A 13,065-nucleotide genomic window follows, 5' to 3' on the forward strand; every position below is an offset into this window, starting at 1 on the left:
AGACAGATGTGTCTCACATGGGTTACTGTTGTCTCATGGCCGTCGACCGTGACCACGTACTCCGCAGCGCGGCCGCGCTGCTCACCCGGAAATCCACGTCCACCATGGACGAGGTCGCCAAAGCGGCCGGGATCAGCCGGGCCACGCTGCACCGGCAGTTCGCCGGGCGGGACGCGCTGGTGCGCGCGCTGGAGGCGCTGGGCATCGCCGAGTGCGAGTCCGCGCTGGACGCGGCCCGGCTGGACGAGGGTCCGGCCGCCGACGCCGTACGACGGCTGGTGCGGGCGATCGAGCCCGCGGCCGGACTGCTCGCGTTCCTCTACAGCGAGAACCAGCTGTTCGAGGGCGAGCAGCAGAACACGGGCTGGAACCGGATCGACCAGCGGATCGCCGCCCTCTTCCGGCGCGGCCAGTCCAGCGGCGAGTTCCGCATCGACCTCACCCCGGCCTGGCTCACCGAGGCGCTGTACGGCCTGCTGGCCTCCGGCGCCTGGGCGGTCCAGGAGGGCAGGGTCGCGGCCAACGACTTCACGCACATGATCGTCGAGCTGCTGCTCGGCGGCGCACTACGCAGAGACGAAACACGGAGAGAGGAATCATGACCAGCACCCTGCGGCCGGCGGTCGCGTCGGAGACGGAGAAGCGCCCGGGCCGTTGGCTCGCGCTCTCCGTCCTCGTGCTCGCCGTGCTGCTGGTGGCCGTGGACGCGACCGTCCTGGGCCTCGCGACGCCTTACATCAGCGAGGACCTGAAGCCGTCCGGCACCCAACTCCTGTGGATCGGCGACGTCTACTCCTTCGTCATCGCGGGTCTGCTCGTGTCGATGGGCAGCCTCGGCGACCGCATCGGCCGCAAGAAGATCCTGCTGATCGGCGCCACGGCGTTCGGCGCGATCTCGGTCCTCAACGCCTACGCGTCCACACCGGAGTTGATGATCCTGGCCCGGGCGCTCCTCGGCGTCGCGGGCGCGACCCTGATGCCCGCCACCCTCGCCCTGATCCGCAACCTCTTCCACGACCCGCGCGAACGCAGCCTCGCCGTGGGCATCTGGGGCGCAACTGCCTCCGCCGGCACGGCAGTCGGCCCCGTGGCGGGCGGCTTCCTCCTCGAACACTTCTGGTGGGGCTCGGTCTTCCTCATCAACCTGCCCGTGATGGCGGTCCTGGTCCTCGTCGGCATCAAGACGCTCCCGGAGTCCAAGAACCCCAATCCCGGCCCCTGGGACCTGATCAGCGTCACCCTCTCCCTGATCGGCGTGATCGGAGTGGTCTACGCCGTCAAGGAGGCCGCGACCCACGGCTTCGAGCTGCCCTCACTCGCGGTGGGCGCGCTGGGCGCGGCGGCCCTGTACTGGTTCGTCCGCCGCCAACTCACGCTCCCCGCGCCCCTGTTGGACATGCGCCTGTTCCGCAACCGCGGCTTCAGCGCGGCGGTCCTGGCCGACCTGCTGACCATCCTGGGTCTGTCGGGCCTGGTCTTCTTCCTCTCCCAGTACCTTCAACTGGTCCAGGGGCGCGGCCCGTTCGAGGCGGGCCTGGCCGAAATACCCGCGGCAGTGGGCGCGGTGGCGGCCGGCCTGATCGCGGGACGGGCGGCCCGCCGCTTCTCGGTCCGGGCGATCGTCGCCGGCGGCCTGGCAGCGGTCGGCCTGTCCCTGGCCGCACTGACCACCCTGAATCAGTCCACCGCCTACCCGGTGCTCGGCGCCGCCCTCCTGGTCGTCGGCATCGGCGCGGGCTTCTCCTTCACCGTGACAGCCGACGTCATCCTGTCCTCCGTACCGAAGGAACAGGCAGGCGCGGCATCGGCGGTCTCGGAAACGGCCTACGAGCTGGGCGCGGCCCTGGGCATCGCCGTACTCGGCTCCATCGTGACGGGCGTGTACCGAGGCTTCGCGGCCCCGGCAGGCACACCGAGCGGCGCGCACGAGTCACTGGGCGGCGCGGTGGAGGCGGCGGCAACCATGCCCGCCCACGCCTCCCAGGAAATGCTGACCTCGGCGAGAGATGCCTTCGTCAGCGGGCTGAGCGTGGCGTCGGCGGTGGGCGCAACAGTCCTACTGGCAACGGCAGTTGCAGCATGGTTCATGCTCAAGGGGCAGAACCTGGAAAACGCCGCCTGAGGGGATGTTTTCAGGGGCGCGGGGAACTGCGCGACCAGCCCCCACGCACCCGCACCCGACAACGAACCCTTAGGCGGCTTTCGCCTTGGTGGCGTACATGTCCACGTACTCCTGCCCCGACAACCGCATGACCTCAGTCATCACGGAGTCGGTCACGGCCCGCAGCACATACCGGTCCCGGTCCATCCCCTCGTACCGGGAGAACTCCATCGCCTCGCCGAACCGGACAGTGACCTTCCCCGGGCGGGGGATACCCGCACCGCCCGGCTGCAACTTGTCCGTGCCGATCATCGCGAACGGCACCACCGGTGCGCCCGTCATCATCGTGAGGCGGGCGATGCCGGTCCGGCCCCGGTAGAGCCGGCCGTCGGGTGAGCGGGTTCCCTCGGGGTAGATGCCGAAGACCTTGCCCTCTTCGAGGATGCGGCGGCCGGTCATCAGCGCGGCGACCCCGCCGTTCGCCCCGTCCCGGTCCACCGGGATCATCCCGACGCCGGTGAAGAACCAGGCCATGAGACGGCCCTTGAACCCCTCGCCGGTGACGTACTCGTCCTTGCCGATGAACAGCACCTGCCGGTCGCAGACCAGCGGAAGGATCATCGAGTCGATGAACGTGAGGTGGTTGCCGGCGAGGATCACCGGACCGTCTCCCGGGATGTGCTCGATTCCCTCCACCTGGGGGCGGAACATCAGGCGCATGATCGGTCCGAGCACTGCCTTGATGAGCGCGAAGCGGGACAACGGGCCCTCCGGTGTCAAGGGGTTCGATATAAATCTGTGCAGGTGAGGACGATACTCGCGGCGCCCGGGGTATTGCACATCGGGTTCACCGAGGTCTTACGCAGTGTTGACGCACGTTTACCTGCGGTGCCGCGCCAGGACCGTCCCGTAACCGGGCCGCCATGTTGTGACGCATCTCGCGTTCCTTGGTGACGGCGGGTCAAACCTGCCATCCAGTACGACATCCAGCGTCACCGTCGTGTTCCGGCCGAGGTCTCCCGCCCGTCATCTGCGCGCACCTACGATCGGCGCGCAGCGACGGGGCGACGCCAGGAGGTTTCATGGACACGCAGGGAACGCAGGGGCCGAACGAGCGAGCCAACGGCACCGGGCGACGGGCGCTGCTCGGCGCCGCCGTGCTCGGCGCGGGAGTGGCCGCGCTCGGACCGGCGGGCGCGGCGAGAGCCGCCGAGGCCACGACGGCCCGGCACGGTGGCGGCGGTCTGAAGGACCTGCCCAAGCCGACGATCATCGGTCACCGCGGTACCAGCGGCTACCGCCCGGAGCACACCTTCGGCTCGTACAACCTGGCTCTCGACCTGGGCGCCGACATCGTCGAGGCCGGTGACCTGGTCCCCACCAAGGACGGGCACCTGGTCTGCCGGCACGAGCCGGAGATCGGCGGCACGACGAACGTCGCCGACCACCCCGAGTTCGCGAGCCGCAAGACCACCAAGCTGCTCGACGGCGTCTCCACGACCGGCTGGTTCACCGAGGACTTCACGCTCGCCGAGCTGAAGACCCTGCGCGCGATCGAGCGCATCCCGGTCAACCGCCCGCACAACATGCTCTACAACGGCCGCTGGGAGATCCCCACCTTCGAGGAGGTGCTCGCGTGGCAGGACGAGCAGACCCGCAAGCGCGGCAAGCAGGTCTGGATCTACCCCGAGATGAAGCACCCCACCTACTTCCGCAAGCGCGGCTTCGAGATGGAGAAGCTGCTCTCGACGATCCTGCGCCGGCACGGCAAGGACCGTAGGAACTCGCCCGTCCTGATCCAGTCCTTCGAGCCGACCAGCATCGCGCGGATCAACAAGCTGGTCGGCAACCCGCTGGTCGTGCTGCTGTCCGGCACGGGCACCCGGCCCTTCGACTTCATCGACCAGGGCGACCCGCGCACGGTCGACGACCTGGTCAAGCCGAAGGGTCTCGCCGAGATCGCGACGTATGCGGACGGCCTGGGCCCGACGCTCGACCTGATCATCACGAAGAACGCGGACGGCAGCCTGAACAAGGAGACGACCCTCGTCGCCGACGCGCACAAGGCGGGCCTGATCCTGCACCCCTACACCATGCGCAACGAGAACCCCTTCCTGCCGAAGGAGTACCAGAAGGGCACGGCCGCGGACGCCTACGGCGACGCGTTCGGCGCCTTCAAGCGGTACTTCGCCACCGGCATCGACGGCGTCTTCACCGACAACGCCGACACCGGTCTGCTGGCCCGCGCGGACTTCGTCAACGGCTGAGCACCGCGCCCCGTTGGAGTGACAGACGGCCGCCCCGGCAACCTCGTGCCGGGGCGGCCGCGTCGTGCCGCATATGACACACCAACTCGTCGCCACCCTGCGCCCACTGCTCGCCGCCGAGGCCTCGGCCGAGGCATATGCCTCGGGAACGGAGCCCGGCGACCTCGAACAGGCCGTCTGGGTCCGCCTCCTGGAGCTCCTCGACACCTCCGGCCCACCGGTCGACCCGCAGCGCTGGCTGCGCCGCGCGGTCCGCTCGGAGGCCCGCCGCACCCGTCGTACCGCCCGCCTGGAACAGTCGTACGGCGATGATCCCGTCGACGAGAGCGACCGCGGCCCGGAGCAGGCCGCGCTGACGGCGGCGCGGTACCGCGCGCTGCACGACGCGGTGAGTCGGCTGCCCGGCCGGTGCCCGCGGCTGCTGGGGGCGCTGCTGTCGCCGAAGGACCTCACCTACCGCGAGATCGCGGGGGAGTTGGGTATCTCACAGGGCAGTCTCGGCCCGGAACGTTCCAGATGTCTGGGATGTCTTCGGCGATTGCTGACGCCGGAGGTTGCGGCGCTCGAAGCACGGGGATAGGAGTGAGGAATCAAGTGGCGATCAGGTGAGCGGGAGGCGTGCGCACATGGGCATGAGCGTGACCATCTCGGTGGCGACCGAGCAGGACGCAGAACAGATCTTCAGGCTGCAGTACCTGTGCTTCCAGAGCGAGGCGGCGCTGTACGGCAACTACCGCATCGACCCGCTCGTCCAGAGTCTCGAATCGGTCAAGAGCGAGGTCGGCGCCGACTGCGTCTACGTCGCCCGGCTGGGCGAGGAGGTGGTCGGATCGGTCCGCGGCACGGTGACCGAGGACGGCGCGGCCGCCATCGGCAAGCTCTGCGTCCACCCGCGCCTCCAGGGCCACGGCATCGGCGCCCGCCTCCTCCGCGCGGCCGAATCGGCCCTCGCCGAGGAGCGCGGCGCCAAGAAGTTCCGCCTCCACACCGGCCACCGCAGCGAGGGCAACCTCCGCCTCTACCGCCGCGTCGGCTACGAGACCGTAGGCACCTCCCAGGGCGACGACGGCGTACCGATGATCGTCCTGGAGAAGCCGGTCGAGGCGTACGTCGCTACGGCGTGACGGTGTCGGCGGTGCCGGTCGTGCGGTTCTTGCGCAGCCAGTACAGCGCGGACAGCGGCAGCAGCACGGGGATGAAGATGTACCCCGCGCCGTAGTACGACCAGACCGTCGCGTCCGGGAACGCCGAGCTGTCGAACACGGTCAGCGTCCCGACGATGAGCACACCCGCGAGTTCGGCGGCGCAGCAGACCTGTGCCGCCCTGCGGGCCGTCTCACCGCCGCGGATCAGGGAGTACGTGATGAAGCCGTACACCACACCCGCCACGGCCGACAGCGAGTAGGCGAGCGGGGCCCGGTCGAACTCGGTGGCGATCTGGTACACCGAGCGGGAGACCGCGCCGACGACCATCACCCCGTAGAACCAGACGAGCAGCATGCCCGGCCCGCTGATGAGCCGCTTCGGCTGCTCCGCCGAGTCCTCCTGCGCGTTCTCGTCCGTGGTCGTCACCTCAGCCTCCCCAGATGTCGTAGAGCCGCACTTCCAGCACGGCGAGGACCACTCCGCCGGCCGCGGCCGTGATCGAACCCCAGCGGGTGCGCTCCGTCAGGGACATGAAACCCGCCGCCGGGACGGCCGCGAACGCGCCCAGCAGATACGCCACGAAGATCGCCGTGCCCTGCTCCGCCTTCTCGCCGCGCGCCAACTGCACGATCCCGACCACCAGTTGGACCGTGGCCAGCAGCGTGACCACCGCCATGCCGATGAAGTGCCAGTCCTTGGTCGGCTGATCACGGTAGGCCGCCCAGCCGCACCAGGCGGCGAGCAGCAGCGCGGCGACACCGGTCACCAGCGTCAGGGCATCAAGCATGCAGTGACCCTATTACGGGCCATAGCGCCGGTGACCGTAGGGTCGAGCGCATGACGATCCATGCTCAAGCCCTCCTGTTCGACAACGACGGCACGCTCGTCTCCTCCCTGGAATCCGTGCGCAGGTGCTGGACCCGGTGGGCCGAAGAGTTCGGGATCACCGCCGAGGACTTCGCACGGGTCGAACTGCACGGCCGGACCGCCGTGGCGATAGCCGCCGACCTGCTGCCCGCCGATGTCGTACCGGCCGCTGTCGCCCGGATCGAGGCTCTTGAGGTGGAGGACGTGCCCCACGGCGGCGCGACCCTGCTGCCCGGCACCCGGGACCTCCTCGACGCGCTGCCCGCCGACCGCTGGGCCGTCGTCACCTCGGCCACCCGCCGCCTCGCCGAGGCCCGGCTCGCGCACGCCGGCATCCTCCCCAAGACCCTCGTGGTCGCCGAGGACGTCACGCGCGGCAAGCCCGACCCCGAGCCGTACCTGCTCGCCGCTCGTCAGCTCGGCGTCGATCCGGCCGACTGTGTCGTCTTCGAGGACGCCCCGGCGGGGCTCCAGGCGGGCCGCGCGGCCGGAATGATCACCGTGGCATTGGCCACAACCCACCCGGCCCACGAGCTCGACGCCGACCTTGTTGTGAGTGACCTGTCAGCCTTGTCCGCGCTGGTCAGCGACGGGGGAGTGGAGATCTCCGCCCGCGCCTGACGGGCGTCCGCCGCTGTCCGGCATGCGGACAGCGGCCCTTTGTCAGGACCGTACGTCTGCTTTACTGATTCCATGACCACGACGAGCAGCCGCACCCTTGCGACCGAGGCGACCCTGACGCCCGGTGCTCGTTGTATGTGTCGAATGTGCGCCTTCTAGAGGGCCCCCGCACCACCCCCGAGCCTCGCGCCCCGAAGCGAGCCGTTGTGGCATGTGCATGTCCGTACGCGCCGTGTCGTATGTGACTGACGCCGCCCCCCGCACATTTCCCCCCTCGTACCCAGGGCACACCCACGCCCGCGTACCCGACAGTCATGGAACCCCAGTGATCACCACATCGGGCCTGACCAAGGTCTACCGCTCGCGCGGCCGTGAGGTCACCGCCCTCGACGGCGTCGATCTCCACGTCCGCGAAGGCGAGGTCTACGGCGTCATCGGCCAGTCCGGCGCCGGCAAGTCCTCGCTCATCCGCTGCGTCAACCTGCTGGAGAAGCCCACCGCCGGCACGGTCACCGTCGCCGGACAGGACCTCACCGCCCTCGCCGGGCGCGGACCGCGCGCCGGACGGGACCTCCGGCAGGCGCGCAGCCGTATCGGCATGGTCTTCCAGCACTTCAACCTGCTCTCCTCGCGGACCGTGCAGGACAACATCGAGCTGCCGCTGGAGATCCTCGGCAGGTCCGGGAAGGACCGGTCCGCCAAGGCTCTCGAACTCCTCGACCTCGTCGGGCTCGCCGACAAGGCGAAGTCCTACCCGGCGCAGCTCTCCGGCGGCCAGAAGCAGCGCGTCGGCATCGCCCGGGCGCTGGCCGGCGACCCCAAGGTGCTGCTCTCCGACGAGGCCACCAGCGCACTCGACCCGGAGACCACCCGCTCGATCCTCCAGCTGCTGCGCGACCTGAACCGGCAGCTGGGCCTGACCGTCCTGCTCATCACCCACGAGATGGACGTCGTCAAGAACGTGTGCGACTCGGCCGCGCTCATGGAGAACGGCCGCATCGTCGAGTCCGGCACGGTCAGCGAACTGCTCGCCACCCCCGGCTCCCAGCTGGCCTCCGCGCTCTTCCCGGTCACCGGCGAGGCGCACGGCGCGGACCGCACGGTCGTCGACGTCACCTTCCACGGCGAGGCCGCGACCCAGCCCGTCATCTCGCAGCTCTCGCGCACCTACAACATCGACATCTCGATCCTCGGCGCCGCCATCGACACCGTCGGCGGACTCCAGGTCGGCCGCATGCGCATCGAACTGCCCGGCCGCTACGAGGACAACGTCGTGCCGATCGGCTTCCTGCGCGAACAGGGCCTGCAGATCGACGTGGTGGGCCAGGAGCCCGTACTGCTGAAGGAAGGTGCCAAGTGACCTGGTCGGAGATGCAGCCCCTGCTGTCCCAGGCGTGTTGGGACACGCTGTACATGGTCGGCTGGTCCACGGTCATCGCCGTCGTCGGCGGCCTCCCGCTCGGCATCCTGCTGGTCCTGACCGACCGCGGCGGACTGCTCCAGAACGTCGCCGCGAACAAGGTCATCGGGCAGATCGTGAACGTGGCCCGCTCGCTGCCGTTCATCATCCTGATGGTCGCGCTGATGGGCTTCACCCGGACCATCACCGGCACGACCATCGGCCGCGAGGCCGCCATCGTGCCGCTCGCGATCGGGGCGATCCCCTTCTTCGCGCGACTGGTCGAGACGGCTGTCCGGGAAGTGGACGGCGGGCTCGTCGAGGCCGTGCAGTCGATGGGCGGCAACACCTGGACCATCGTGCGCAAGGTCCTCGTGCCCGAGTCGCTGCCCTCGCTGATCTCCAGCACCACGACCACGATCGTCGCGCTCATCGGCTACTCCGCGATGGCCGGCACGGTCGGCGCCGGCGGCCTCGGCGACATCGCCATCCGCTACGGCTACCAGCGCTTCGAGACCCAGCTGATGTGGATCACCGTGGCGATCCTCGCGGTCGTCATCTCCCTCATCCAGTTCGCCGGCGACTACGCGGCCCGCTCCATGCACCGGCGCGGCGGACGCACCGGGCCCGGGCCCAGGCTCCGGCTGCTGAAGGCCGCGTAAGCGCCCCCGGCACATCCCCCAAGGTTCCCCGCACCACCCGACGCGGGGTCGTACCACGCAACACCCTTCAGGAAAGGCACTTTTCGTGCGTAACACCGCAAAGCTCACCACCGCCGTCCTCACCGCCGGAGCCCTCACCTTCGCGCTCTCCGCCTGCGGCTCCGGCAAGGACTCCTCCTCCGCCTCCGACTACAGCGGACCGCTGGTCGTCGCCGCGAGCCCGACCCCGCACGCCGAGATCCTGAACTTCGTCAAGAAGAACCTGGCGAAGAAGGCCGGACTCGACCTGGAGGTCAAGGAGTTCCAGGACTACATCGTCCCCAACACGGCGACCGAGGACGGCTCGGTGGACGCCAACTACTTCCAGAACCAGCCCTACCTCGACGACTTCAACAAGAAGCGCGGCACCCACATCGTGCCCGTCGTCACCGTGCACCTGGAGCCGCTCGGCCTCTACTCCCACAAGGTCAAGAGCGCCGATGCCCTGAAGAGCGGCGCGACGGTCGCCGTCCCGAACGACGCCGTCAACGAGGCCCGTGCCCTCAAGCTGCTCGTCGCCAACGGGCTCATCACCCTCAAGGCCGGCGCCGGCAGCGAGGCCACCCCGCAGGACATCGACAAGAACCCCAAGGGCCTCAAGTTCAAGGAGGTCGAGGCGGCCCAGACCGCGCGCTCCCTGGACGACGTGGACGCGGCGGTCGTCAACGGCAACTACGCGATCTCCGCCGGTCTCAAGCCCGCCACGGACGCCCTCGTCCTGGAGTCCGCGAAGAACAGCCCCTACGGCAACTTCCTCGCCGTGAAGAAGGGCAACGAGAAGGACCCGCGCGTCAAGAAGCTCGCGAAGCTGCTGACCTCGCCCGAGGTCAAGAAGTTCATCGAGGACAAGTACGCCGGCTCGGTCATCCCGTCCTTCTGATCCGGCCCCGGAGACTCGACATGCGCAAGAGCGTCGCCCTCGCAGCAGCGGGACTCGCCCTGGCCTCCGGCCTCACGGCCTGCGGTTCGGGCTCCGACTCCGGCAAGGGCGGTGGCAAGGACGGCACCCTCGTCGTCGGCGCCACCCCTGTGCCGGCCGGCGAGGTCCTGGCCTACATCAAGGACAACCTGGCCCAGAAGGCCGGACTGAAGCTGGAGATCAAGGAGTTCACGGACTACGTCCTGCCGAACACCGCACTCCAGGAGGGCTCGCTCGACGCGAACCTCTACCAGAACCGGCCCTTCCTGGACGAGTTCAACAAGTCCAAGGGCACCGACCTGGTCTCCGTCGTCGACGCGTACCTGCCGCCGATGGGCGTGTACTCCAAGAAGATCAAGGACATCGCGAAGCTCGGTGACGGAGCCACCGTCGCCGTGCCGAACGAGACCACCAACGAGGGCCGCGCCCTCAAACTCCTCGCCGCCAAGGGGCTGATCACGCTCAAGAAGGGCGCGGGCACCGACGCGTCCCCCGCGGACGTCACGGCCAACCCGAGGCACCTGAAATTCAAGGAGCTGGACCCGGCGCAGCTGCCGCGCTCGCTCGACGACGTGGACGCGGCCGTCATCAACAACAACTACGCCCAGGACGCGGGGCTCAGCCCCACGAAGGACGCGATCCTCCTGGAGTCGGCCGAGGGCAACCCCTACGCCAACCTCCTGGCCGTCAAGCGCGGCAACGAGGACGACCCCCGGGTCGAGAAGCTCGCCAAGCTGCTCGTCTCCCCGGACGTCAAGAAGTTCATCGCGCAGAAGTACAAGGGCTCGGTCCTGCCCGCCGCTTCCGGCTGACGGCGCGTACGCCGCGTATCACCACGCACGGGGTCCACTCGCTCACCGCGGGTGGACCCCGTGGTGCGGCTGGGCCCTTCGATGCTGCATGCTGGGCAGTTCAGGTTGCCCTGAACATTTTCCAAAGGTTACGGAGCGGCGCATGACGAGCACCTTCCCCAACATCTCCATCAGCACGGAGCGGTTGGTGCTGCGGCCCCTCGACGAGGACGACATCCCCGCGCTGACGGAGATGATGAACGACGAACAGGTCGGCTCCTGGACCGACGTCCCGCAGCCCTACTCCGAGTCCCAGGCCCGCCGTTGGATCACCGAGTTCGCGCCCACCGAGCGCACCTCGGGCCGCGGCCTCGACCTCGCCGTCACCGAGTTCCTCACCCAACGGCTCGTCGGCATCGTGCAGTTGACCAAGACCAACTGGCACATCCGGTCCACCGAGCTGTCGTACATCATCGCCCCCTGGGCGCGCGGCGAGGGCTACGCCTCCGAGGCCGCGCTCGCCACCGCCCAATGGCTGTTCGGGGACCAGAAGTTGGAGCGCATCGAACTGCGCACCGCCGCCGACAACACCGCCTCCCAGCAGGTCGCCCAGAAGATCGGCTGCATCAGCGAGGGCGTCCTGCGGGGCGCGTGCATAGCGCACGTCCACGCCGACGACGGCACCTGGAGCGACGTCCGCACCGACTTCATCGTGTGGAGCCTCCTCCCGGAGGACCTGGAGGGCACGGCCGAACAACTCGCCGACGTCGACGGTTTCACGTCGCTCGCCGACTGGAACTGACGCCGGCGGGTACGGGCGGGGGAGCACCTCCCGGCCGTACCAGGTACCCTCACGGTGCCCGCGTGCGGGCCGCTTTCCCCGACGACCTGCGAAAAAACTCCCTGGAGACTGACGACGATGGCCGACCGCGTCACGGTGATCGGCTGGGACGGCTCTCCGCTGACCGCCGCGGCATGCTCCGCCCTCTCCGCCGCCACGCTCGTGGCCGGCGCACCCCACCATCTCGCGCTCCCCGAGGTACCGGAGCGCGCCGAGCGCATCCGCCTCGGCAGCGTCGCCCTCGCCGCCCGCCGGATCGCCGGACACCGCGGCGCCGCGGTCGTGTTCGCCGACGGCGACCCCGGCTTCTTCGGCGTCGTACGGACCCTGCGCGACCCGGAGTTCGGCCTCGAGGTCGAGGTCGTCCCCGGCGTCTCCTCGGTGGCCGCCGCCTTCGCCCGCGCCGGGATGCCCTGGGACGACGCACAGGTGGTCGTCGCACACCGGCGCACCCTGCGACGCGCGGTGAACGTATGCCGGGCCCACACAAAAGTCGCCGTCCTCACCTCACCGGGCGCGGGACCCGCCGAGTTGGGCCTCCTGATGGAGGGAGTCCACCGCACCTTCGTCATCTGCGAGGAACTCGGCACCGAGCACGAACAGGTCACCGTCCTCACCTCCGACAAGGCCGCCGACCGCACCTGGCGCGACCCCAACGTCGTCATCGTCATGGGCGGCCCGGTCGGCCCCACCGTCACCGGCGTCACCGGCGAGGGCTGGATCGCCGGCCGCGACCCGTCCGCCGTCGCCCGCGGCTGGACCCTCCCCGCCGAGGCCTACGGCGGCCAACTCGGCGAAGGCGAGACGGATCTGCTCCGGGCCGCACAGCTCGCCCGCCTCGGCCCCCGGGTCGGAGACCTCGTGTGGGACATCGGCTGCGGCAGCGGCGCCTTCGCCATCGAGGCGGCCCGCGCCGGGGCCGCCGTCATCGCCGTCGACCGCGACACCCAGGCCTGCACCGGCACCGACTCCGCCGCCCGCAGCTTCGGCGTGCACCTCCAGATCGTCCAGGGCGACGCCCCGCACATCCTGGAGAACCTCCCCGAACCCGACGTGGTGCGCGTCGGCGGCGGGGGAGTGGCGGTCGTCTCCGCGGTCGCCGACCGGCGCCCGCAGCGCATCGTGGCGCACGCCTCGACCCGTGACGAGGCCGAGTTGATCGGCCGCGACCTGACAGAGCACGGCTACCACGTCGAGTGCGCGCTCCTGCAGTCGGTCGAACTCGACACCAAGGCCTGGACGGAGACCGAACGCAGCGTCGCGTTCCTGCTCAGCGGCCTCCTTCCGGAGCGCGTTTCCTGACCCCTCGTACCGTCCCCGTGATCCTGTTGTCGTACTGCGCGCGGTAGGCTGGCCGACTGTTGTACCGCTTCGGGTGACCCGGCACTTCGTTCGTCAATGTCCGGAAAACC

General features: G+C 69.6%; 15 protein-coding genes. 12 read left to right on the forward strand and 3 right to left on the reverse strand.

Annotation, left to right across the window (positions count from 1 at the left end):
• Window positions 1-35 precede the first annotated feature (35 nt).
• On the forward strand, window positions 36-602 hold the full coding sequence (locus OHT77_RS36025; RefSeq protein ID WP_328832560.1) for a TetR/AcrR family transcriptional regulator: 567 nt from the start codon (window positions 36-38) through the stop codon (window positions 600-602).
• Window positions 599-2,122 carry an MFS transporter gene (locus OHT77_RS36030; protein WP_328832561.1) on the forward strand — a complete coding sequence of 508 codons (1,524 nt, stop codon included), beginning with the start codon at window positions 599-601 and terminating at the stop codon, window positions 2,120-2,122. The genes OHT77_RS36025 and OHT77_RS36030 overlap by 4 nt, the downstream gene beginning before the upstream one ends.
• A 69-nt stretch (window positions 2,123-2,191) precedes the next feature.
• Here the strand turns inward: OHT77_RS36030 and OHT77_RS36035 are convergent, their stop codons facing one another.
• Entirely contained in the window at window positions 2,192-2,863 is a 672-nt protein-coding gene (locus tag OHT77_RS36035; protein WP_328832562.1) for a lysophospholipid acyltransferase family protein, read from the reverse strand.
• Window positions 2,864-3,183: 320 nt separating this feature from the next.
• Here OHT77_RS36035 and OHT77_RS36040 point away from each other — a divergent pair, with 320 nt between their 5' ends.
• From OHT77_RS36040 to OHT77_RS36050, 3 genes are all read left to right on the forward strand, one after another.
• Complete coding sequence (locus tag OHT77_RS36040) at window positions 3,184-4,368, forward strand: glycerophosphodiester phosphodiesterase (RefSeq protein ID WP_328832563.1); 1,185 nt, start codon at window positions 3,184-3,186, stop codon at window positions 4,366-4,368.
• 73 nt (window positions 4,369-4,441) lie between these two features.
• On the forward strand, window positions 4,442-4,948 hold the full coding sequence (locus OHT77_RS36045) for a sigma-70 family RNA polymerase sigma factor (RefSeq protein WP_266767020.1): 507 nt from the start codon (window positions 4,442-4,444) through the stop codon (window positions 4,946-4,948).
• A gap of 46 nt (window positions 4,949-4,994) precedes the next feature.
• Window positions 4,995-5,492 carry a GNAT family N-acetyltransferase gene (locus tag OHT77_RS36050; RefSeq protein WP_328832564.1) on the forward strand — a complete coding sequence of 166 codons (498 nt, stop codon included), beginning with the start codon at window positions 4,995-4,997 and terminating at the stop codon, window positions 5,490-5,492.
• On the opposite strand, the gene OHT77_RS36055 is transcribed toward OHT77_RS36050, so the two are convergent.
• Complete coding sequence (locus tag OHT77_RS36055) at window positions 5,482-5,868, reverse strand: hypothetical protein (protein ID WP_328834442.1); 387 nt, start codon at window positions 5,866-5,868, stop codon at window positions 5,482-5,484. The genes OHT77_RS36050 and OHT77_RS36055 overlap by 11 nt on opposite strands.
• Before the next feature lie 73 nt (window positions 5,869-5,941).
• Window positions 5,942-6,301 (reverse strand): hypothetical protein, encoded by a 360-nt coding sequence (locus OHT77_RS36060; protein WP_328832565.1) that lies wholly within the window; start codon window positions 6,299-6,301, stop codon window positions 5,942-5,944.
• Window positions 6,302-6,351: 50 nt separating this feature from the next.
• Between OHT77_RS36060 and OHT77_RS36065 the strand changes: the two genes are divergently transcribed.
• The 7 genes from OHT77_RS36065 (at window position 6,352) to cbiE (ending at window position 12,955) form a co-directional block, all read left to right on the forward strand.
• Window positions 6,352-7,002: an HAD family hydrolase gene (locus tag OHT77_RS36065; protein ID WP_328832566.1), complete on the forward strand. Its 651-nt coding sequence runs from the start codon at window positions 6,352-6,354 to the stop codon at window positions 7,000-7,002.
• A gap of 325 nt (window positions 7,003-7,327) precedes the next feature.
• A complete protein-coding gene (locus OHT77_RS36070; RefSeq protein WP_328832567.1) occupies window positions 7,328-8,362 on the forward strand; it encodes a methionine ABC transporter ATP-binding protein in 1,035 nt (344 codons plus the stop codon).
• The gene (locus tag OHT77_RS36075) at window positions 8,359-9,063 is read left to right on the forward strand and encodes a methionine ABC transporter permease (protein WP_328832568.1); all 705 of its coding nucleotides are present in this window, start codon (window positions 8,359-8,361) and stop codon (window positions 9,061-9,063) included. The genes OHT77_RS36070 and OHT77_RS36075 overlap by 4 nt, the downstream gene beginning before the upstream one ends.
• Before the next feature lie 85 nt (window positions 9,064-9,148).
• Window positions 9,149-9,982 carry a MetQ/NlpA family ABC transporter substrate-binding protein gene (locus tag OHT77_RS36080; protein ID WP_328832569.1) on the forward strand — a complete coding sequence of 278 codons (834 nt, stop codon included), beginning with the start codon at window positions 9,149-9,151 and terminating at the stop codon, window positions 9,980-9,982.
• Between the two features lie 20 nt (window positions 9,983-10,002).
• Complete coding sequence (locus OHT77_RS36085; protein ID WP_328832570.1) at window positions 10,003-10,833, forward strand: MetQ/NlpA family ABC transporter substrate-binding protein; 831 nt, start codon at window positions 10,003-10,005, stop codon at window positions 10,831-10,833.
• A gap of 142 nt (window positions 10,834-10,975) precedes the next feature.
• A complete protein-coding gene (locus tag OHT77_RS36090) occupies window positions 10,976-11,614 on the forward strand; it encodes a GNAT family N-acetyltransferase (RefSeq protein ID WP_328832571.1) in 639 nt (212 codons plus the stop codon).
• Window positions 11,615-11,731: 117 nt separating this feature from the next.
• A complete protein-coding gene (gene cbiE / locus OHT77_RS36095) occupies window positions 11,732-12,955 on the forward strand; it encodes a precorrin-6y C5,15-methyltransferase (decarboxylating) subunit CbiE (RefSeq protein ID WP_328832572.1) in 1,224 nt (407 codons plus the stop codon).
• Window positions 12,956-13,065 lie beyond the last annotated feature (110 nt).

It is taken from the genome of Streptomyces sp. NBC_00252 (genome assembly GCF_036187565.1).
GTDB lineage: Bacteria > Actinomycetota > Actinomycetes > Streptomycetales > Streptomycetaceae > Streptomyces.